Below are 19,120 nucleotides of genomic sequence, written 5' to 3'. Positions count from 1 at the left end.
CGGGCTTGCTTCCCCTATCCGGAATTACCCGCGGACACAGCAGGGCAGACAGATGAATCAACCCGAAACGCCGGTGGTGGACTGCCACTTCCATACCTTCGATGCCGGCCCGGCAGCGCCCTCCGCTCGCTACCGGCCCCCGTATGCCGCCACGCTGCCGGACTGGCGGCTGCTGGCCGGGGCGCTTGGCGATCCGTTCGGGGTGGTGGTGCAGACCAGCTTCCTCGGCACCGACAACTCCGCGCTGCTGGCGGCGCTGCGCGCCATGCCGGCGCGGCTGCGCGGCGTCGCGGTGGTCGATCCCGACGTATCCGATGCGGCATTGCGCGAACTGGACGACGCCGGCGTGCGCGGCATCCGGTTGAACCTCTATCGCGATCCCGGCTGGCAGCGCATCGGCACAGCGCCGTGGCGCGCATTGTTCGCACGTATCGCCGCGCTGGGCTGGCATGTCGAGCTCCATACCGACAACGGCGACGGCAGCGCGGTGCTGGCCGCGCTGGATGGCGTACTGGGCGAGTCAGGCGTACCGGTGGTGCTCGACCATTTTGGCAGGCCGGGCGCGGCGGGCGTGGCGGACCCGGTGTTCAGCGTGGCCGCGGCGGTGCGAGCGCGTCGGCAGGTGTGGGTCAAGTTCAGCGCGCCATACCGGTTGGTGGCGCCGGGGGCGTGGCGCGAACTGGCGCAGCGCTGGCTGGAAGTGGTCGGTGCCGACCGGCTGCTTTGGGGCAGCGATTGGCCGTGGACCAATCATGAAGCCGGGGAGCGGGCGGGGGAGTGCGGGGAAACCAGCCGCTGGCCCGGAACCGCGCCGGCGGAGGCTTCGCTGAATGAAGCGCTGCGCTGGCGCAATGCCGCGGCGCTCTACGGGTTTGCGATCGCGCCAGGGACGGCGGACTAGCCCGCCGCCTTGCGCGGCCTGGCGCGGGTGGTCTTCTTCGCGCTGGTGGCCCGCACCGCTTCGTTCTCGGCCGGTGCGCCGCCGCGATGCAGTTGCTCCAGCCACGCCATCGCCTCGACATACGAGAAGAACTGCTCCAGGTAGCCTGGCGACACCTCATGCATCAGCGTCAGCGCACGATGCACGAGGTGGTCGGAATTGAGCGGTCCGGCATTGCCCGGCAACTGCGCCTGCGACTGCCGCAACTGCCGGCTCACGCTGACGCGCGACCACGTGTCGCGGAAATAGTCGACCAGTTCCGGCTCGGGTTCGGGACGCACGGCGCGCGCCGGTGCAGCGGCGCGCGGCGCAGGGGCGCTCGGTGCGGACGCGATCCCTGCAGCGCGCGTATTAGCCTTGATGTAGCCGACCAGTCCGGCAAGCGTGCCGATCGGATTTGCGGTGGCTTCCTGTTCGGTTGCTGCGGCCGTTTCGCGCCGCGCAGCGTCTTGCGCCACGGCTTCGCGGTAGCTGTCGACCAGCGCCGCCAGCCGCGCATCCAGCATCTGCCGCACCGCGCCGTCATGGCCGGCCGAGCGCCGCGCCAGCGCATCGATCAGCCGGAAGCGCACCGGGTCGACGCCGGCGGCATCGCTGTCGCGCCAGGCGTCGAGCTGCGCGCGTGCGCTTGCGGCGACGTCTTCAGTCACGCGGCTTCCCCGTCCCCATGGTCACGCGCGGCACCGGCGCGATTTCCACGCGCCGGTTCTTCGCGCGGCTCCCGGCATCGGTATTGGCCGTGACCGGCTGCTGCGAGCCGAAGCCCGCGGAGAACAGCGAAGCGGGCGGCACGCCGGCATCGATCAGCGCGCGCGTCACGGTCAGCGCGCGCTGCGCCGACAGCTCCCAGTTGTCGGCGAAGCGGCGGTTGCCCTCGCGTACCTGCTGGTCGTCGGTGAAGCCGCTGACCATCAGCATCTCGTCGCGCGTGCGCAGGTAGGCCGACAGCGGTGCGGCCAGGCTGCGCAACAGCTCGCGGCCCTCGGGCTGCAGCTGGTCGGAGTTCAAGGCAAAGAGCACGCTGCCGCTGATGCCGATGCGCCCGTTCACCAGCGTCACGCGCCCGGCGGCGAGCGGGCCGGCCAGCGCCTGCTCCAGCGTCTGGCGGCGCTGCGCTTCTTCCTGCCGCTGCCGCACCTCGTCCTCAAGCCGCGCCGACAGTTCGAGCTGCACGCCGATGACGCCCAGCAGCACCAGCACGAACGCGCCCAGCAGCACCGACATCAGGTCGCCGAAGACCGCCCAGGCCGGCACCGTCGGCTCGGCGCCGGCGTCGATGTAGTCGTCCTTCATGCCGCCTCTGCGCGCGGTGCCTGCCGGCCGCCCAGATGCTGCAGGTCTTCCAGGATCTGCTTCTGCGACAGCATGCTGAGGTCGACCACCTCGCGCGCCTGCGCCACGTAGTAGGCCAGCTGCTCATCGCTGCGCGCCATCGACTTGTCGAGCGCGGCCTCGATGCGCTGCAGCTGTTCGGAGAGCTTGTCGTTGGAGGCGCTGAACATCTGCACCGCCACGCCGAAGGCTTCGCCCAGGCTCGCCACCTCGACGGCGCTGCCGGTGACCTGCGCCGCGGCCTGCGCCAGGCGGCCGGTCTCGGACTCTACCTGCTCGGTGAAGCGGCCGCCGACGCGCTCCAGCAGCTCGGACGTGGTCGCGAGCAGCGTGTCGACCGCGGCGCGCTGGCCGGTGGAGGCGTGGTTCACGGCGTCGAGCAGCGTGCCCAGCGTTTCCAGCATGCGGCTGCGCTCTTCCAGCATGGTGTTGTCGCGGGCCATGCCTTCGGTGAGCTTCTGGCGCAGTTCGGCGATGACTTCGGCCGCGGCCCTGGGCGCTTCGGCGGACGCCTGCATCAGGCGCGCGACTTCGGCGATGGTGCTGCTGGCGTGCGCCTCGGCCTGCGCGGTGATGTCGCGCGCGGTCTGCGCCAGCGTGTCGCAGATCTCCTGCTGGCGGCTGGCGCTGTGGCTGCCGGCCTGTTCCCATTGCTGGCGCAGCGATGCGGCCATGCTGTCGAGGTGGCCGGTCCAGGCGGCCAGGCGCTGTTCGTCGCGCGCGGCCAGCTCGGCCTGCAGGGCGGCGGCGGCCCTGGGCGCCTCGGCGGCGGCCTGCACCAGGCGCTCGATTTCGGCCAGCGTGCCGCTGGCGTGCGCCTGCGTTTCGGTGGAAATCGCTTGCGCGGTCTGCGCCAGTGCTGCGCAGATTTCCTGCTGGCGGGTGGCGGTCTGCGCGCCCGCCTGCTGCCATTCCTGGCGCAGCGTGGCGGCCATCGCGGCGAGGGCTTCGGTCCAGGCTGCGAGGCGTTGCTCGTCGCGCGCGCTCAGTTCGGTCTGCAGGGCCAGCGCGGCCTTCGGCGCGTCGGCGGCAGCCTGCACCAGACGCTCGATCTCTGCGATGGTGCCGCTGGCGTGGGCTTGCGCCTGCGCCGAGATGTCGCTGGCAGTCTGCGCCAGCGCGGCGCAGATTTCCTGCTGGCGGCTCGCGGCCAGTGCGCTCGCCTGTTCCCATTCCCCGCGCAGTCCGGCGGCCATGTTGCCAAGCGCGTCGGTCCAGGCTGCGAGGCGTTGTTCGTCGCGCGCGCTCAGCTCGGCCTGCATGCCCAGCGCGGCCTTGGGCGCGTCGGCGGCGGCCTGCACCAGCCGCTCGATCTCGGCGATGGTGCCGCTGGCATGCGCTTGCGCCTGCGCGGCGATCTCGCGCGCGGTCTGCGCCAGCGTCTCGCTGATTTCCTGCTGGCGGCTCGCGGCCTGCGCGCTGGCCTGGTCCCACTGCTGGCGCAGCGCCTCGGTCATGCTGCCGAGCGTGCCGGCCCACGCAGCCAGGCGCTGCTCGTCATGCGATGCCAGGCCCGCCTGCAGGTCGGCGTGCGACTGGCCCACCGTGCACACCAGCGACGCCGCCTGCTGTTCGAATGCCGCCGTGGCGGCGGCCAGCGCCTGCTGGTTGTCGGCGGCGAGCTTCTCGCCGGTGCGGGCCTGCTGCGACAGGGCCTCGGTCCACGCCCGCGCGGTGCTGGCGGAGGTTGTTTCCAGCCGTGCCGCGACCTGCTCGACCAGGCCGGCCGAACGTTGCTCGAATGCCTGTGCAAAGCCGTCGAGCGCGCCGCGCAGTTCGCCCGTCAGGACTTCATTGCTGCGCTGCTGGCTGGCCAGCGCTTCGTTCCAGATCCCGGCGACGCCGGCGGTCGAGGTCTCGAAGCGTGCCGAGATGCCTTCGAGCTGCTGCTGCACGGACTGCGTGACGGCGTCGCGCATGGCGGCGGTCTCGCGCGCCAGGCCGGCCATGGTCGCTTCCACGGCCGGCTGGATCGCCGTGCCGGCGGCGCGCGCGCTGTCGGCAACGCTGTCTTTCAGCGATTGCCCGACCGCGGCGGCCAGCTGCGTGTACACCGTTTCGGTCTTGCCGTGGAAGGCTTCCTGGCTGGCCGCCAGGCGCTCCGCCATGGCCTGGTTCTGCTGCTCCATGGTCGCCATCATGGCCTGCAGCCGGTCGACCAGCGCCGGCATGGCATCGGCCTGGCGCTGCAGCAGCCGGAACGACTCGTCGCGCTGGTGGCTGCGGGAATAGGGGCGCAGCGTGGTGGCGATGCGCGCATCGAGCGCCTGCGCGGCCTGCACGCGTTCGCGCCGGCACAGGGCCGACAGCAGCCCCAGCATGGCCGACGTGGCCACGCCGGCCACCGAGGTGCCGAAGGCGAAGCCCAGCCCCTTCACCGGCGCCGCCAGCGACGCGCGGATCGCCTGCAGGTCGGTCGCGGTTTCCAGCGCCATGCCGGTGCCGCGCAGCGTCGACACCATGCCGAGGAACGTGCCGAGCATGCCCAGCAGCACCAGCAGGCCGACCAGGTACGGCGTCAGCGCCGGCCCCGGCAGCGCTACGCGCTCGCCCTCGACGCGCAGGCGCACCGCGTTGCGCAGTCCCGCGGGCAGGCGCTCCAGCCAGCCATCCAGGCTTGCCGGCGCTTCGGACAGCCCCTGCACCGCCTGCGCCAGCCCCAGCGTGCCCTGCCGGTAGCGCAGCAGCTCATGCGCGCCGGCCACGTAGCAGGCGCCGATCAGCAGCGTGACCGACAACGCCAGCGCATTCGAGCCGGCATAGCCTGCGGCGATCCAGCACATGGCCGCCAGGCCCGCCAGGAAAACAACAAGATGGAAGAAGTATCGGTTCATGGGGTCCTGGTCAGCTGCCGCGCAGCGCGGCGAGCAATCCTTCGACGGGTTGGAAGCGTATTTCCAGCTCGGCCAGCAATACGCTTTGCATATCCTTGCGAAACACGGCCAGCCACGCGCCGGGCGCGACCGGGGCTGCGGCGGCCGGCTTTGTGGCGGCCTGGGCCTCGGCCAGCGCCGCGGCTTCCGCCTGGCGCAAACGCTGGAAATGCCCTTCCAGCAGGGTCGGCACGCTGCCGAGCACGCTTTGCTCGCGCGCGCCCAGCACGCGCTCCATTACTGCATCGACCATGGCCAGCCGGGCCATGTCCGGCGCACGCGTCGACAACGCCGCCCGCAACCGCCCGCGCAAGGCGCCGATCGCGGTTTCCATGGACTGCTGCTGCGACACGTAGCGGTGGCGGTAGATGGCGAAGTCCACCTGCGCATCCACGGCCTCGGACGGTCGCCCCGGCCCGCGCCGGCGTGCGGCGAGGGCGTTGTCCCCCGCGATGGCGTCGCTCAGCGCCGCGCGCACGCGTGCGCACTCCTGCTCTTCGGCGGTGGCGCCGGAGGCACGTGCAACGGCCGGCCCCGCGCCCGGCGCGGCTTTCAGCGCCGCCGACAACGCGATCGCATCCGGCCAGCCCAGCCATTGGCTCAGCTGGCCCGAAAGTGACGTTGCAGGAGGTGGGGCGTCGGCGTCGGTCAGGCGCGCCAGCAGCCGGACTAGCGTCGGACCGCTGAAACCTGTGCGCCGGGGCTCTTGGGACATACCGCCGGATTCAAAAAGCCAGCAGTTTACACGCCTCGGGGAGGCGGAAGGCAGTATCCGGGGGAGGGGAGCGGCGGCAACGGATGCCGCCGCGGGCGAGCCGTGCCGTTTAGCAAGTCCCGCGGTTCATGATTCCTGAACATGCCGCGGACATGAACCGCGCGGCACAGCCCTTCAACGCATCAGGCCGCCAGCTTCTGCAGCGACGCCACCGTGCGGACGCAGGCCTGCGCCGCCTCGCGGCCCTTGACCACGAAATGCTCGGCAAAGAAGCGATGGTGCTCGTCGTGCTCATGGAAGCTCTTCGGCGTCAGCACGGCCGAGAACACAGGGATCTCGGTGTCGAGCTGGACGCGCATCAGGCCGCTGATGACGGCATCGGCGACGAATTCATGCCGGTAGATGCCACCGTCGACGACAAAGCCGCTGGCGACGATGGCGGCGTACTTGCCGGACCTGGCAAGCCGTTGCGCATGCAGCGGGATTTCGAAGGCCCCGGGGACATCGTAGATATCGATGGCATCCGCGGCGACGCCGAGCTTTGCCATTTCGACCACGAACGCGTCGCGCGCACGATGGACGATATCGGCATGCCATTGGGCATGGATGTAGGCAATGCGCTTGCCTTCGGGGAGGGAAAAGCCGGCCGCGGGTGCGGTGGCGCGCTGGAATGCAGAGACAGGCTGATTCATGGTGTTCCTGTACGGATGGAGTTGGCCAGAATCAGGGCGCACGAGACTTGCCCCCGTGAAGACGGGGGCATTTTTGCTCGCTCTCTTTCATCCGGACTATCACCGTCGGCTTCGGATTTGAACCGAATCTGCTGACCCCGGCATGTGGGCATGCCGGGCGCTCGCGGGCTTATGCGTCAGACGCCTTCACCGCCGGTAGGGACTTTCACCCTGCCCTGAGAACGTTGCCGCGCTGTGCTTCGTTGTGCTTTCAACGCGGCGGGGGAATCATACCGCAGAGTAGCGTTCGGCGTGGGCGGACGCTTCCGTCAGCGGCGCGCAGCGGTCAGCGCCTGCACCGGCGCCACCGCCAGCGCCGCCAGCAGCCTGAGCGCCGCAACCTCCGCCGCCGACCAGATGGCGCGATCGGCCAGGTAGTTGAAGGTGCCGATCACCGGGCCCTGATAGCCCAGCGGCACATTGACCACCGCCGTGCACCCGAGCTTGCGGATCACCTGCACGTCATCGAACACCGCCGCCAGCGCTTCATCGCCCTCGCCGACAAAGACCTCACCGCGCTCCAGCAATTGCCGGCGCCACGGGCTGTCGCCCTTGGTCTTGTGCCCGCCGACCGGATAGGCGGCGGTGTCGGATGACCACAGACGTTCGATCCGCGCCGTCTCCGCATGCCAGGCATTGATCGTCAGCAGGCCGGGGCCGAGCGTGCGCAGCGTGGCTGCGCCGATCGCGTCGAGCGCCGCGGCGGGGCCGCGCGCCTGCCGCAGCGCGTCGCACAGCAGGTTGACCTGCGCGATCAGCGAGCCGGCGTCTTCCAGCGGTGCGCCGGCTTGCGGGGCCGGGTGCGTTGCCTGGCTCACTTCATTCCCCCTGGATGCCCAGCTCGCGGATCAGCTTGCCGTAGCGGTCGGCATCGCGGCGCAGGATGGTGGCGAACTGCTGCGGCGTGGAGGTCGCGGTTTCAACGCCGATGGCGTTCATCTTGGCTTTCACTTCAGGCAGCGCCATCACGGCGTTGATCTCGCGATTGAGCCGTGCCGTCAGCTCGGCGGGCATGTCCTTCGGCCCGAAGGCGCCATACCAGACTGCCAGCTCATAGCCGGGCAGGGTCTCGGCCACGGTCGGCACGTTGGGCAGCAGCGGCGAGCGCTTGCTCTCGGTCACGGCCAGCAGGCGCAGCTTGCCTGCCTTGACGTGCGGCAGCGTCTGCGTGCCCGCCGAGAACAGCAGCTGGGTCTGCCCGGCCACGGTATCGACCACCGCCGGCGCGCCGCCCTTGTACGGCACGTGCAGCATCCGGATGCCGGCCATCTTCTCGAACAGCACCGCGCTGAGGTGGTTGGTGGAGCCCGGACCCGCGCTGGCGTAGGCGAGCTTGCCCGGATTGGCCTTGGCGTAGGCCGCCAGCTCCTTCACGTTCTGCGCCGGCACCGAGGGGTGGACCACCATGGTGTTGGTCACGTAAGCCAGCAGGCCCAGCGGCGTGAAGTCATCCACGCCGCGGAACGGCATGTTGGACATCAGCGCCGGGTTCATGGCGTGGGTGCTCATCGAGCCCACCAGCAGCGTGTAGCCGTCCGGCCTGGCGCGCGCCACCATGGCCGAGCCGATGTTGCCGGACGCGCCCGGCTTGTTGTCGACGATCACCGGCTGGCCGAGCGAGCGCGTCAGGTGCTCGGACAGCACGCGCGCCAGGATATCGGTCGAGCCGCCGGCGGCCCAGGGCACGATCAGCGTGATCGGCTTCTGCGGCCAGGCTTCGCTGGCGCCGGCCGGGGCCGCCAGGCACATCGCCAGCGCGGCCACGCCGCCCAGCAGGGTTTTCAGTACTGCGCGCATTTTCCTTCCTCCTTGGGACTGGCGCGGACCTGGTGCGGTCCGCTGTCATGATTTGAATCGTCAGCGACCCACTGCGTAGCCCTGCATGCCGCGCGGATTGGCGCCGGCGCGCAGCACCAGCCGCCCGCGCCCGTCGCGTTCGCGCGAGCATGCCGACATGCGGCCTTCTGACCAGGGTTCGCCCACGCGGACTTCGTGCCCGCGTCCGCGCAGCGCCGCCAGCGTTGCCGCCGGGAAGCGCGATTCCACGCTGATGCGGTTGAGCACGGTCTGGCGCGGCCAGAACGAGCCCGGGAAATGGTCGATATGCCACGCGGGTGCATCGATTGCTTCCTGCAGGTTCATGCCATGCACCGCATGGCGCAGGAAGAATGCCAGCGACCACTGGTCCTGCTGGTCGCCGCCCGGGGTGCCGAACACCATATACGGCTCGCCGTCGCGCAGCGCCAGCGACGGCGACAGCGTGGTGCAGGGGCGCTTGCCGGGGGCCAGCGTGTTGGGCAGGCCGGGCTCCAGCCAGGTCATCTGCAGGCGGGTATTGAGCGCGAAGCCGAGCGCCGGGATGGTCGGGCTCGACGAGAGCCAGCCGCCCGACGGCGTGGCGGCGACCATGTTGCCGTGGCGGTCGATCACGTCGATATGGCAGGTGTCGCCGACAAAGAGTTCGCGTTCGGCCCATTCGGCTACCGGCGGCAGCTCGGCGAAGGTCGGCTCGCCCACGCCGAAGCGCACGTCGGCTTGCCGCAGCGTGCGCTCGGCGACACCCAGGTCGGGCAGGCGCGGCGCCATGCGATCGAGCGTGCCGGGATCGATCGCCAGCGCCGCGCGCTCGCCGATGCGCTGCGCGCGCGCGGCCAGGTAGCCGTCGTCGAGCAATGTGGCAAGCGGGCTCTGCGTGAAGCGGGGATCGCCGTACCAGGCCAGGCGATCGGCCATCGCCAGCTTGGTGGCTTCGGCAATGCGGTGCACGAATTCGGGCGAATCGGGCGCATGCTGCGCCAGCCCGGCGTGGCGCAGCATGCCGAGCTGCTGCAGGAACACCGGACCCTGGCTCCAGATGCCGCACTTGGCCACCGTGTAGCGGCCGAAGTCGAGCGTGACCGGATCCTCTTCCCCGGGTCTCCAGCCGGCCATGTCGTCGTAGCGCAGCAGGCCGGTGTGCTTGTCGCCGGTGGTGTCGCGCACCGGCGTGTTGCGGCAGTAGGCGTCGATTTCCTCGGCGACGAAGCCGCGGTACCAGCAATCCAGCGCGGCGTCGATCTGGCCGGTGCGGCTGTCGCTGCGGCGCTGGGCATCCTCGACGATGCGGGTGTAGGTATCGGCCAGCGCCGGCAACGTGTGCAGGCTGCCCGGGCGCGGCACCTTGCCGTCCGGCAGCCAGGTGGCCGCCGAGCTGTGCCATTCGTCGCGGAACAGCGCCTGCACCGCCAGGATCGCGCGCGAGATGCGCGGCACCAGCGGGAAGCCGTCGCGCGCGTAGCCGATGGCGGGCGCCAGCACATCGGCCAGCGACCACGTGCCGTGATCGCGCAGCATCGTCAGCCACGCGCCGAAGGCGCCGGGAACGGCGGCGGGCACCAGCCCGATGCCCGGCATCAGCTCCAGGCCCTGCGCGCGCAACGCGGCGGGATCGGCAAGCGCCGGTGCCGGGCCCTGTCCGCACAGGGTGCGCATGCGGCGCTCGCGCTCGCTCCAGAACAGGATCGGTACTTCGCCCCCGGGGCCGTTCAGGTGCGGCTCGACCACCTGCAGCACGAAGCCGGCCGCCGCCGCGGCATCGAAGGCATTGCCGCCGCGTTCGAGCACGCCCATGGCGGTTTGCGTGGCCAGCCAGTGGGTGGAGGCGGCAACGCCAAAGGTACCGACGATTTCGGGGCGGGTAGTGAACATGGGTTGCAACTCCGGTGATGCGAGCCAGTATAGGATTGTGGAATAACCGCGAGAGTCTGATTGGTTATCGTTGCATTACCATTTGGTAATACGACATTAGCGCCCCCGTTGCAGGATTCCTGTGCCCATAGCCGCCTCCGACAAGCTGGTCCACAACCTCGTCTCCCGCCTGCGCCTCAGGCACCTGCCGCTGCTGCTGGCGCTGGAGCGCCAGCGCTCGGTGTCGCGCGTGGCGGCCGAGCTGAACCTGTCGCAGCCCGCCGTCACCAAGACCCTGCGCGAGATCGAGGACATCTTCATGGTGCCGCTGTTCACCCGCACCCGGCGCGGCCTGGAGCCCACGCCCACGGGCCGCGCGGTGCTGGCGCATGCGCGGCTGACGCTGGCGGATACCGATGCGCTGGGGCGCGAGCTGGCGGCGATCGGCGCCGGCATGTCGGGGCGGCTGCGCATCGGCGTGATCCCGTTCATCAGCCGCACCGTGCTCGATGCGGCCTGCAGCTTCGGCCTGACCCAGTCGCCGCGGGTTTCGGTGCTGGTGCGCGAGGGCACCACCGACGAGCTGGTGGCGGCGCTGCGCGAACATGAGCTGGATTGCGTGGTGGCGCGGACCTTCTACGCGCCCGGCGCGGACATCGCCCAGCAGCCGCTCTACCGCGAAGAGCCCGCGCTGGTGGTGCCCGCCGCGGCCGCCGGCCGGCTCGGACGCGGGCCGCTCGACTGGCGCCGGCTGGCCGAGCGCGACTGGATCCTGCCGCCGCCGAACACGCCGATCCGGCGCACCATCAACACCATCTTCGCGGTGGCCGGCGTGGCGCAGCCGGTGCCGATCGTCGAGACCTACTCGATCAAGACCATGGCCACGCTGCTGCGCAACCACGCGGCGGCTATCACCATCGTGCCGCGCGCGGTGGCTGCCGAGCTGGTCGAAGGCGGGGGCGCGGCGGCCTTGCCGCATGCGCTGAGCTGGGACTTGCCGCCGGTGGGGGTGATGTGGCGGCGGCAGGCGCTGGAGGACGATGTGGTGGTATCGCTGGTGGCGGCGTTGGGGAAATTGCGGTGGGAGGAGGGATAGGGCGCCGGGACTGTGCAGTCATCAGAGCTTGCTTCCGCCCCTCGCATACGCTCTCCTCTCCCTCGCGCGGGATAGGGGAGCAAACGGCTGGCGGTCATGGCGCGTGCGCGCTCATAATCAGCCTCGCATCCCCAACCAACCCAACCCGGAGCCATACCCATGCGACTCATCGGCATGCTCGATTCCCCCTACGTGCGCCGTGCCGCCATCACGCTGCGCCTGCTGGATTTGCCGTTCACCCACGAATCCATCTCCGTGTTCCGCACCTTCGACCAGTTCCGCGCCATCAACCCGGTGGTCAAGGCGCCGTCGCTGGTGTGCGACAACGGCGTAGTGCTGATGGACTCGACGCTGATCATCGACTACGCGGAAGCGCTGGCGGGCCGCAGCCTGATGCCGGCGTCGCTGGAAGAGCGCCAGCGCGCGCTGCGCACCATCGGCCTGGCGCTGGCGGCCAGCGAGAAGGCCGTGCAGCACGTGTACGAGCACAACCTGCGGCCGGCGGAGAAGGTGCACCAGCCGTGGGTGGAGCGCGTCGACGGCCAGCGCGCCAGTGCCTTTGCCCTGCTGGAAGACGAGATCGCGCGCATGCCCGTGCCGGCCGATGAGGCGGCCGTGAGCCAGGCCACGCTGACCGCCGGCGTGGTGTGGACCTTCACCCAGGCGCTGCTCCCCGGTCACGTCGACCGCGCGGCGCACCCGGCGCTGGCGGCGCTCGCGGCGCAGCTCGAAAGCTTTCCTGCGTTCAGCGCGCTGCCCCACGCATGACAGCCCGGGGGATCGCGGTCGCGATGGGTGGCAATGGATCGGTCGTGGTTCATGGTGGTCCAGCACGTGCAGGTGCTGCCTCGCGTGTTCGGGGTAGACCTGCTCGCGCGCGGGCGCAACGAAGAAGCCTCGCAGGCGATGCGCGAGCACCTGCAGCACACGCTCAACGCGCTGGCGCAGATCAGCCGGCTGCTGGAGCCGTAGCCGATTGGTTCAGAGGCTGGTTCAGCAGGTCCAGCGCCACGTCCACGATCATGTCTTCCTGCCCGCCCACCATGCGGCGGCGGCCCAGCTCGACCAGCACGTCGACGGTCTTCAGGCCATAGCGTGCCGCGGCAGCTTCGCTGTGGCGCAGGAAGCTGGAATACACCCCCGCATACCCCAGCGCCAGCGTCTCGCGATCGACCCGCACCGGGCGGTCCTGCAGCGGGCGCACCAGGTCATCGGCGGCATCCATCAGCCGGTACAGGTCGGTGCCGTGATGCCAGCCCATGCGCTCGGCGGCGGCGACAAACACTTCCAGCGGTGCATTGCCCGCGCCCGCGCCCATGCCGGCCAGGCTGGCGTCGATGCGGTCGCAGCCTTCCTCCACCGCGACGATGCTATTGGCCACGCCCAGGCTCAGGTTGTGGTGCGCATGCATGCCGGTCAGCGTTTCGGGCTTGAGCACGTCCTTGAACGCGCGGAAGCGGTCGCGCACGCCGTCCATGGTCAGCGCGCCGCCGGAGTCGACCACGTAGCAGCAGGTCGCGCCGTAGCTCTCCATCAGCTTGGCCTGCTGCGCCAGCTGCTGCGGCGTGGTCATGTGGCTCATCATCAGGAAGCCGACCGCTTCCATGCCCAGCTCGCGCGCCGCCTCGATATGCTGGCGCGAGATATCGGCCTCGGTGCAGTGCGTGGCCACGCGCACGATGCGCGCGCCGGCCTGGTAGGCGTCCTTGAGGTCGTGCACGGTGCCGATGCCGGGCAGCAGCAGCGTCGCGATCCTGGCGTGGCTGACCACGTCGGCAACGGCCTCGATCCACTCCAGGTCGGTATGCGCGCCGAAGCCGTAGTTGAAGCTGGAGCCCTGCAGCCCGTCGCCGTGCGCGACTTCGATCGAATCGACGCCGGCCTGATCGAGCGCGGCGGCGATCTGGCGGACCTGCGCCACGCTGTACTGGTGGCGGATGGCGTGGCTGCCGTCGCGCAGCGTCACGTCGGAAATATAGAGTGTCTTGTCGATGCTCATGGCGTGGTTCCGGTTCAGGCGGCAGCGGACTCGGCCAGCATGGCTTCGGCCATGCTTTCGGCGGTGTTCAGCGCGGCGCTGGTCATGATGTCCAGGTTGCCCGCGTAGGCAGGCAGGTAGTGCGCGGCGCCCTCGACTTCGAGGAAAACCGTGGTCTTCAGGCCGGCGAGTCGGCCCAGCCCCGGGATATTGAGCGGCGCCTCCGCGGGGATTTCCTCGAACTGCACCGCCTGCTTGAGTCGGTAGCCCGGCACGTAGCGCTGCACGTCGGCGGCCATGCGCGCCACCGATTCGGCAATGGCATCCTGGTCGGCCGGCTCGCTCAGGCAGTACACGGTGTCGCGCATGATCAGCGGCGGCTCGGCCGGGTTCAGCACGATGATGGCCTTGCCGCGGCGCGCGCCGCCCACCTGCTCGATGGCGCGCGAGGTGGTTTCGGTAAATTCGTCGATATTGGCGCGCGTGCCGGGGCCGGCGCTCTTGCTGGAGATGCTGGCGACGATCTCCGCGTAGTGGACCGGCGCCACGCGCGATACCGCCGCCACCATCGGGATGGTGGCCTGGCCGCCGCAGGTGACCATGTTGACGTTGGGCGCGTCGAGGTGCGCGGCGCCGTTGACCACCGGGATGCAGTACGGGCCGATCGCCGCCGGGGTCAGGTCGACCATGCGCAGCGCCGGGCGCAGCGCGCGCAGGAACGCATCGTTCTTCACGTGCGCGCCGGCGCTGGTGGCATCGAACACGATGTCGATGTCGCCGAACACCGGCAGCCGGGCCAGCCCTTCCACGCCTTCATGCGTGGTGGCAACGCCCATGCGGGCCGCGCGGGCCAGGCCGTCGGAGGCGGGGTCGATGCCGACCATCGCGCCCATCTCGACATGCCGGCCATGCCGCAGGATCTTGATCATCAGGTCGGTGCCGATATTGCCCGAGCCGATGATGGCGGCTTTGAGCTTGCGCGTCATAGGGATTCTCCTTGGATGGGTTACTCGACGCTGGCGCCGCTGGCCTTGACCAGCGGGGTCCAGCGCGTGCTTTCGCTGGCGAGGAAGGTGCCGAACTGCTGCGGGCTCATCGGCATGGGATCGAGGCCCTGGTCGGCGAAGCGCCTGGCCACTTCCGGGGCCTTGAGCGCCTTCAGCGCGGATTCATTGAGCCGCGCGACCACCGCGTCGGGCGTGCCGCTGCGCACCACCATGCCGAACCACACGCCGGCATCCAGGCCGGGCACGCCCAGCTCGGCCAGCGTGCGCACGTCGGGCAGGCTGGGGGAGCGCTTGCTTGAAGCGATCGCCAGGGCCTTGACCTTGCCGCCCTTGATCAGCGGCGAGGTGGTGATGACCGGGTCGAACATCATGTCGACCTGGCCCGCCATCACGTCCTGCAGCGCGGGGGCCGAGCCCTTGTAGGCGACATGGGTGAACTTGCCGCCGGTCTTGTCGCCGAACAGGCCGCCGAGCAGGTGCCCGATCGAGCCGATGCCCTGCGAAGCGTAGTTGACCCCGTCCGCGCGCGACTTCGCCAGCGCGACCAGGTCCTTCACGGAGCCGGCCGGGCTGTTCTGCGGCACCACCAGCACCAGCGGCGAGGCGGCCAGCGCCGTCACCGGCTTGAAGTCCTTGAGCGGGTCGTATGAGAAGTTGCGGTACAGGCCCGGGTTGATCGCGAACATCTCGGTGGCCGCGACGAACACCATGTGGCCATCCGGCTCGGCGCGCTTGACCGCCAGCGCGGCGATCTGCCCGCCGCCGCCGGGGCGGTTCTCGACGATCACCGGCTTGCCGAGGTCGCTCTGCATCTGCTGCGCGACCTGGCGCGCGATCATGTCGGTGATGCCGCCCGCCGGGAACGGGACCACGATGGTGACGGGGCGGTTGGGGAAGGCGGGCGCCTGCGCCGTGGCCGCGCCGGCGCTGCCGACCAGGGCGGCGCCGATGGCGAAGGGGGCGAGCAGCCTGGCAATCAGGCGATGCATGCGATGGGGGCGTTGCATGGTTGTCTCCGTTTCTCTGTCGTTATGGGTTCAAAGCTTCGGCAGTCATGTCAGCTGTCGGCGAACTTCGCGCGTACGGTGCCGACGCCGGTGATATGCGCTGCATAGGTCTTGCCGGCCTGCACCGGCACCATCGGCCCCAGCGCCCCGGTCAGCACCAGGTCGCCGGCGCGCAGCGGGTCGCGCAGGCTGGCCAGCTTGCGCGCCAGCCACACCGCGGCGTTGAGCGGATGGCCCAGGCAGGCGGCGCCGCTGCCGTGCGAGACGCGTTCGTCGCCGCACCGCATTTCCATCTCCACCGCTTTCAGGTCGAGGCCAGCCAGGGGCACCGGAACTGCGCCGATTACCACCAGCCCGCTGGAGGCGTTGTCGGCCACCGTGTCGACATACGAGATGTCCCAGTTGGCGATGCGGCTGCCGACCACCTCGATCGCCGGCAGCACGTAGTCCACCGCGCCCAGCACGTCGAGCACGGTGGCATCGGCCACGTCGAGGTCGCGGCGCAGCACCAGCGCCACTTCGGCCTCGGCCTTGGGCTGCAGCGTGCGCGCCATCGGGATCGGCTCGTCGTCGCCGTAGACCATGTCGGCGAACAACGTGCCGAAGTCGGGCTGGTCAACGCCCAACTGGCGCTGCACCGCGGGCGAAGTCAGGCCGATCTTGCGGCCGATCACGCGGCGGCCGCCGGCTTGCCAGACGGCGACGTTGGCGCGTTGCACGGCGTAGGCGGTGGCCGCGTCGTCCGTGGCGATCTCGCCGCGCAGCGGCGCTACCGGTGTGCGCGTTCGCTCGGCTTCGCGCAGGCGTGCGGCGAGGGCGAGGATGGTTTCCTGGTCTGGCATGGCTGTGTCCTTGAGAAGTGTTAGTGATGCGCGGGCGCGGCGTGCATCAGCGCGAAGCCGGCAATCCATTCCGGGATCGGGCGGTAGTAGTCCAGTTCGGCGCGGTAGGCGCCGCTCGCAGCGAGTGCGGCAAAGGCGGCGATCCACGTGCGCACCTCATGGGCCGACTTGCCGGCGTCACGCGTGATGCCGTCGTTGGTCATGCCGTCGACGCGGGTCAGTTCGCCGCTTGCGAGCAGCGCCAGCAACGCGCGGTCCCAGTCGGGGTTGAGCGCATGCAGGTGGCTGTCGCCGCCGGCAAAGGCGCGCGCGGCGGCCACGGTGCGCTCCTGCCGCGCCTGGCGCGAAGCCGGCGGCGGGTTGCGCCCCGCGATCAGGCGTTCCGCCACTTCCGCGCTGGCGCCGGCAATCTCCGGCACCGGCGGCTCGTGCGAGATCCCGCCGGAGCCGACCACCAGCACGCGCTTGCCCAGCCCCGACAGGTAGCGGCCGATGGCATCGCCCAGCAGGCGCGCGCGGCGGCAGCTTGCCATCGGCGGCGCGACCGAGTTGATGAACACCGGGATCACAGGGTAGCGGTCGAGCGCGCCGGTCAGCACTTCCAGCGCCTGCGCGCAGCCGTGGTCGACCTGCATGCGGTACGACACCGCCACGTCGAGGTCCTGCGCCATCACCGCTTCGGCCAGGCCCAGCGCCACGTCCTGCGGCACGTCGAGCGGACCGGCGAGGCTGTTGAAGTCGCCGATGGCGCTGGCCGCCACGCCGACGCAAAACGGCGGCATTACGTCATAGAAGAAGCCGTTGTAGTGGTCGGGCGCGAACACCACCACCAGCTCGGGATCGAAGGCTTCCACGCGGGCGCGCGCGGCGGCCTGCAGGCGCTCGACCTCGGCCACGATTGCCGGCGCCGGGTCGTAGTAACCGTGCAGCGGCGTATGCGACAGGCATTCGAGATGAATCGGCATGTCAGGCTCCCGCGGCAAGCTGCCGGACGACGGCGGCCTGCGCCTCGTACGAAGGCGCGGCGGCACGGGCGGCGGCGCGCGTATCGGTTTCCCCGGCCTCCTCGGCCGCCGGCGTGCGCAAGGCCAGCTTGCGCGCCAGCGCCACCACCGAATCCGAGACCTGCTGCGGCGAGCACATGCCCGCGACAAAGCGGTCGGGCCGCAGCAGTACCACCGAGCCGGGCTGGTTGCCGAACCAGTCCTTGAGGCGATTATGCACGTCGCCCACGGCGATCACGCCAGCGGGCACGTCGTCGCGGTAGTCGAGCTGCGGATCCGGCTTGGCCAGCACGAACACCCCGCCGAGCTGGCGCCACACCGCGCGCGCCTGCGCCGTCAGGCCGAAGGTGGGATCGGTGCCCCAGCCGAGGATGGCGAAGCGGTTGCCAATCACATCGTCGAGGCGCTCGACGTTATTGGCTTCGGTGCGCACCAGCGGCTGGATGAACATGCGGCCCACCGGCGAGTTGCCCGCGGGGTCGCGGCCATGCACCAGCCGGCCGACCAGCGATTCGCGCTTCTCGCTCATCAGGCCCAGCAGTCGGCCCAGCGCGGAGTTGCCGGAGCGCGCCAGGCAGCGGGCCAGCAGGCCGGGATGCGCGCGGCGCTGGCCTTCGGGCAGGAGCACGACGCCTTGCTCGTAGCGCGGCATCGGCTTGAAGCGCATCTCGACGAAGTACTGCTTGACCGCGGGGAAGCGGTTCAGCACCCTGGTCAGCCCGTCGCGCAGCGCCGAGCCCGCGCGGCTGGCAGGCGCGAAGATATCGCCGGCCACCTCCGACAGGTGGATCATCGAACGCGCATGGGCGCGGCGCTCGGCCGTATAGGTGTCGAGCAGCGCATCGCCGGCCTGGCCCTTGACCACCATCGCCAGCTTCCAGCCCAGGTTGCTGGCGTCGCGGATGCCGCTGTTGTAGCCCTGGCCCTGCCACACCGGCATGATGTGCGCGGCATCGCCCGCCAGCAGCACGCGGCCGGCACGGAAGTCGCGCGCCAGGCGTGCATTGTGGGTATAGACGCGCTTGCGGATGTAGTCGACCTTGTCCGGGTCGGCCACCACCTTGCGAATCAGCGCGGCCATGTTCTCGGGGCGCGACAGTTCTTCCTCGGTCTCGCCGGGCATGACCATGAACTCGAAGCGGCGGATGCCGTGCGGCAGCGCGGCCGACACATAGGGCCGCTCGGGGTCGCAGTGCATGTAGATGTGCGGCGTGCCGATCGGGTCGTTGCGCACGTCCACCACGATCCACTGGTTGGGCTTGGTGCGGCCTTCGAACGGCATGTCGAGCGCGCGGCGCACCAGGCTGTTGCCGCCGTCGGCACCGACCATATAGGCGGCACGGATGCGCACCGGCCGGCCGGCTTCGTCGGCGGCTTCGATCTGCACGCCGTGGTCGTCATGCGTGAACGACGCCACGCCGTGGCCCAGCAGCGTGCGCACATGCGGGAAGCGCCGCAGGCCTTCGAACAGGATGCGGTCGGCCAGCGGCTGGATGAAGGCATTACGGCGCGGCCAGCCGAACTCGTCGGTGCGCGGCTCGATCGACGCAAAGCAGCGCCCGCCCGCGGTGACGAAGCGCATCCAGTGGTGGGGCGTGGTGTGCGGCAGCAGCGTCTGCGCCAGGCCGACCGACTGGAATACGCGCAGCGCTTCGTCGTCGAGGCCGATGGCACGCGGGTAGTCGATGATCTGCGCGAGCTTTTCCACCAGCACCACGCTGACGCCCTGCAGGCCGAGGATATTGGCGATCATCAGGCCGACCGGCCCGGCACCGACGATGGCGACATCGCAATCGACAGTGTCAGGACGAGCGTCGCCGCCCGCCATGGCGATGGCGTGGGTCATGTCTGTCTCCGTTATGTGTTGTGGGTGTCCGGGCGCGGCCCGGACCGTCAGGGATGTGCGCAGCCCAGTCGTCAGGGATGCGC

General features: G+C 70.3%; 18 protein-coding genes and 1 riboswitch. Of the genes, 4 read left to right on the top strand and 14 right to left on the bottom strand.

The window, feature by feature from the left end:
* The first annotated feature begins 52 nt into the window (after positions 1-52).
* Complete coding sequence (locus AC5WJ1_RS20605; protein ID WP_135703531.1) at positions 53-901, top strand: amidohydrolase family protein; 849 nt, start codon at positions 53-55, stop codon at positions 899-901.
* Here the strand turns inward: AC5WJ1_RS20605 and AC5WJ1_RS20600 are convergent.
* The 8 genes from AC5WJ1_RS20600 to AC5WJ1_RS20565 all read right to left on the bottom strand — a co-directional run bounded on the left by AC5WJ1_RS20600 (position 898) and on the right by AC5WJ1_RS20565 (position 10,278).
* Positions 898-1,590 (bottom strand): DUF2894 domain-containing protein, encoded by a 693-nt coding sequence (locus AC5WJ1_RS20600; protein WP_135703532.1) that lies wholly within the window; start codon positions 1,588-1,590, stop codon positions 898-900. The genes AC5WJ1_RS20605 and AC5WJ1_RS20600 overlap by 4 nt on opposite strands.
* Positions 1,583-2,233, bottom strand: a complete 651-nt coding sequence (locus tag AC5WJ1_RS20595) for an OmpA family protein (RefSeq protein ID WP_133093371.1) — start codon at positions 2,231-2,233, stop codon at positions 1,583-1,585. Before AC5WJ1_RS20595 ends, AC5WJ1_RS20600 begins: the two co-directional genes overlap by 8 nt.
* Positions 2,230-5,106 carry a DUF802 domain-containing protein gene (locus tag AC5WJ1_RS20590; protein ID WP_494476934.1) on the bottom strand — a complete coding sequence of 959 codons (2,877 nt, stop codon included), beginning with the start codon at positions 5,104-5,106 and terminating at the stop codon, positions 2,230-2,232. Before AC5WJ1_RS20590 ends, AC5WJ1_RS20595 begins: the two co-directional genes overlap by 4 nt.
* A gap of 10 nt (positions 5,107-5,116) precedes the next feature.
* Positions 5,117-5,860 carry a DUF3348 domain-containing protein gene (locus AC5WJ1_RS20585; protein WP_135703534.1) on the bottom strand — a complete coding sequence of 248 codons (744 nt, stop codon included), beginning with the start codon at positions 5,858-5,860 and terminating at the stop codon, positions 5,117-5,119.
* 182 nt (positions 5,861-6,042) lie between these two features.
* The gene (locus tag AC5WJ1_RS20580) at positions 6,043-6,552 is read right to left on the bottom strand and encodes a 6,7-dimethyl-8-ribityllumazine synthase (protein ID WP_135703535.1); all 510 of its coding nucleotides are present in this window, start codon (positions 6,550-6,552) and stop codon (positions 6,043-6,045) included.
* A 75-nt stretch (positions 6,553-6,627) separates the two neighbouring features.
* Positions 6,628-6,779, bottom strand: a riboswitch (FMN riboswitch).
* A gap of 81 nt (positions 6,780-6,860) precedes the next feature.
* Positions 6,861-7,409, bottom strand: a complete 549-nt coding sequence (locus tag AC5WJ1_RS20575) for a GAF domain-containing protein (RefSeq protein ID WP_346769547.1) — start codon at positions 7,407-7,409, stop codon at positions 6,861-6,863.
* 1 nt (position 7,410) lies between these two features.
* On the bottom strand, positions 7,411-8,388 hold the full coding sequence (locus tag AC5WJ1_RS20570; RefSeq protein WP_135703536.1) for a Bug family tripartite tricarboxylate transporter substrate binding protein: 978 nt from the start codon (positions 8,386-8,388) through the stop codon (positions 7,411-7,413).
* A 60-nt stretch (positions 8,389-8,448) separates the two neighbouring features.
* Positions 8,449-10,278: a gamma-glutamyltransferase family protein gene (locus AC5WJ1_RS20565; RefSeq protein ID WP_135703537.1), complete on the bottom strand. Its 1,830-nt coding sequence runs from the start codon at positions 10,276-10,278 to the stop codon at positions 8,449-8,451.
* Positions 10,279-10,399: 121 nt separating this feature from the next.
* Between AC5WJ1_RS20565 and AC5WJ1_RS20560 the strand changes: the two genes are divergently transcribed.
* From AC5WJ1_RS20560 to AC5WJ1_RS20550, 3 genes are all read left to right on the top strand, one after another.
* Positions 10,400-11,353 carry a LysR substrate-binding domain-containing protein gene (locus AC5WJ1_RS20560; protein ID WP_494476933.1) on the top strand — a complete coding sequence of 318 codons (954 nt, stop codon included), beginning with the start codon at positions 10,400-10,402 and terminating at the stop codon, positions 11,351-11,353.
* 159 nt (positions 11,354-11,512) lie between these two features.
* Positions 11,513-12,121, top strand: coding sequence for a glutathione S-transferase (locus AC5WJ1_RS20555; protein ID WP_135703539.1), 609 nt, complete (start codon positions 11,513-11,515; stop codon positions 12,119-12,121).
* A 51-nt stretch (positions 12,122-12,172) separates the two neighbouring features.
* A complete protein-coding gene (locus tag AC5WJ1_RS20550) occupies positions 12,173-12,325 on the top strand; it encodes a hypothetical protein (protein ID WP_431189853.1) in 153 nt (50 codons plus the stop codon).
* Here AC5WJ1_RS20550 and dmpG read toward each other — a convergent pair.
* Genes dmpG through AC5WJ1_RS20520 form a run of 6 tightly spaced genes read right to left on the bottom strand, consistent with a single transcriptional unit; the run spans position 12,303 to position 19,037 of the window.
* On the bottom strand, positions 12,303-13,352 hold the full coding sequence (gene dmpG, locus AC5WJ1_RS20545; RefSeq protein WP_135703540.1) for a 4-hydroxy-2-oxovalerate aldolase: 1,050 nt from the start codon (positions 13,350-13,352) through the stop codon (positions 12,303-12,305). The two genes, AC5WJ1_RS20550 and dmpG, sit on opposite strands and share 23 nt — an antisense overlap.
* A gap of 14 nt (positions 13,353-13,366) precedes the next feature.
* Positions 13,367-14,317, bottom strand: a complete 951-nt coding sequence (locus tag AC5WJ1_RS20540) for an acetaldehyde dehydrogenase (acetylating) (protein ID WP_133093363.1) — start codon at positions 14,315-14,317, stop codon at positions 13,367-13,369.
* 20 nt (positions 14,318-14,337) lie between these two features.
* Positions 14,338-15,345 carry a Bug family tripartite tricarboxylate transporter substrate binding protein gene (locus tag AC5WJ1_RS20535; RefSeq protein WP_243736811.1) on the bottom strand — a complete coding sequence of 336 codons (1,008 nt, stop codon included), beginning with the start codon at positions 15,343-15,345 and terminating at the stop codon, positions 14,338-14,340.
* 50 nt (positions 15,346-15,395) lie between these two features.
* A complete protein-coding gene (mhpD, locus tag AC5WJ1_RS20530) occupies positions 15,396-16,187 on the bottom strand; it encodes a 2-keto-4-pentenoate hydratase (RefSeq protein WP_135703541.1) in 792 nt (263 codons plus the stop codon).
* A 20-nt stretch (positions 16,188-16,207) separates the two neighbouring features.
* Positions 16,208-17,152 carry a 3-carboxyethylcatechol 2,3-dioxygenase gene (locus AC5WJ1_RS20525; RefSeq protein WP_135703542.1) on the bottom strand — a complete coding sequence of 315 codons (945 nt, stop codon included), beginning with the start codon at positions 17,150-17,152 and terminating at the stop codon, positions 16,208-16,210.
* A 1-nt stretch (position 17,153) separates the two neighbouring features.
* Positions 17,154-19,037, bottom strand: coding sequence for a bifunctional 3-(3-hydroxy-phenyl)propionate/3-hydroxycinnamic acid hydroxylase (locus AC5WJ1_RS20520; protein WP_494476932.1), 1,884 nt, complete (start codon positions 19,035-19,037; stop codon positions 17,154-17,156).
* Positions 19,038-19,120 lie beyond the last annotated feature (83 nt).

Source organism: Cupriavidus sp. MEYA8 (assembly GCF_059278825.1).
Note: the sequence above shows the minus strand (reverse complement) of the source record. Positions and strands in the feature narration are given on the sequence as shown.

Bases quoted from the DNA above. Each gene is read 5' to 3' on its own strand.
- AC5WJ1_RS20595 (WP_133093371.1), bottom strand. From the start codon at position 2,233: ATGAAGGACGACTACATCGACGCCGGCGCCGAGCCGACGGTGCCGGCC.
- dmpG (WP_135703540.1), bottom strand. From the start codon at position 13,352: ATGAGCATCGACAAGACACTCTATATTTCCGACGTGACGCTGCGCGAC.
- AC5WJ1_RS20540 (WP_133093363.1), bottom strand. From the start codon at position 14,317: ATGACGCGCAAGCTCAAAGCCGCCATCATCGGCTCGGGCAATATCGGC.
- AC5WJ1_RS20555 (WP_135703539.1), top strand. From the start codon at position 11,513: ATGCGACTCATCGGCATGCTCGATTCCCCCTACGTGCGCCGTGCCGCC.
- AC5WJ1_RS20585 (WP_135703534.1), bottom strand. From the start codon at position 5,860: ATGTCCCAAGAGCCCCGGCGCACAGGTTTCAGCGGTCCGACGCTAGTC.
- AC5WJ1_RS20525 (WP_135703542.1), bottom strand. From the start codon at position 17,152: ATGCCGATTCATCTCGAATGCCTGTCGCATACGCCGCTGCACGGTTAC.
- AC5WJ1_RS20565 (WP_135703537.1), bottom strand. From the start codon at position 10,278: ATGTTCACTACCCGCCCCGAAATCGTCGGTACCTTTGGCGTTGCCGCC.
- AC5WJ1_RS20570 (WP_135703536.1), bottom strand. From the start codon at position 8,388: ATGCGCGCAGTACTGAAAACCCTGCTGGGCGGCGTGGCCGCGCTGGCG.
- AC5WJ1_RS20520 (WP_494476932.1), bottom strand. From the start codon at position 19,037: ATGACCCACGCCATCGCCATGGCGGGCGGCGACGCTCGTCCTGACACT.
- AC5WJ1_RS20580 (WP_135703535.1), bottom strand. From the start codon at position 6,552: ATGAATCAGCCTGTCTCTGCATTCCAGCGCGCCACCGCACCCGCGGCC.
- mhpD (WP_135703541.1), bottom strand. From the start codon at position 16,187: ATGCCAGACCAGGAAACCATCCTCGCCCTCGCCGCACGCCTGCGCGAA.
- AC5WJ1_RS20535 (WP_243736811.1), bottom strand. From the start codon at position 15,345: ATGCAACGCCCCCATCGCATGCATCGCCTGATTGCCAGGCTGCTCGCC.
- AC5WJ1_RS20550 (WP_431189853.1), top strand. From the start codon at position 12,173: ATGGTGGTCCAGCACGTGCAGGTGCTGCCTCGCGTGTTCGGGGTAGAC.
- AC5WJ1_RS20590 (WP_494476934.1), bottom strand. From the start codon at position 5,106: ATGAACCGATACTTCTTCCATCTTGTTGTTTTCCTGGCGGGCCTGGCG.
- AC5WJ1_RS20605 (WP_135703531.1), top strand. From the start codon at position 53: ATGAATCAACCCGAAACGCCGGTGGTGGACTGCCACTTCCATACCTTC.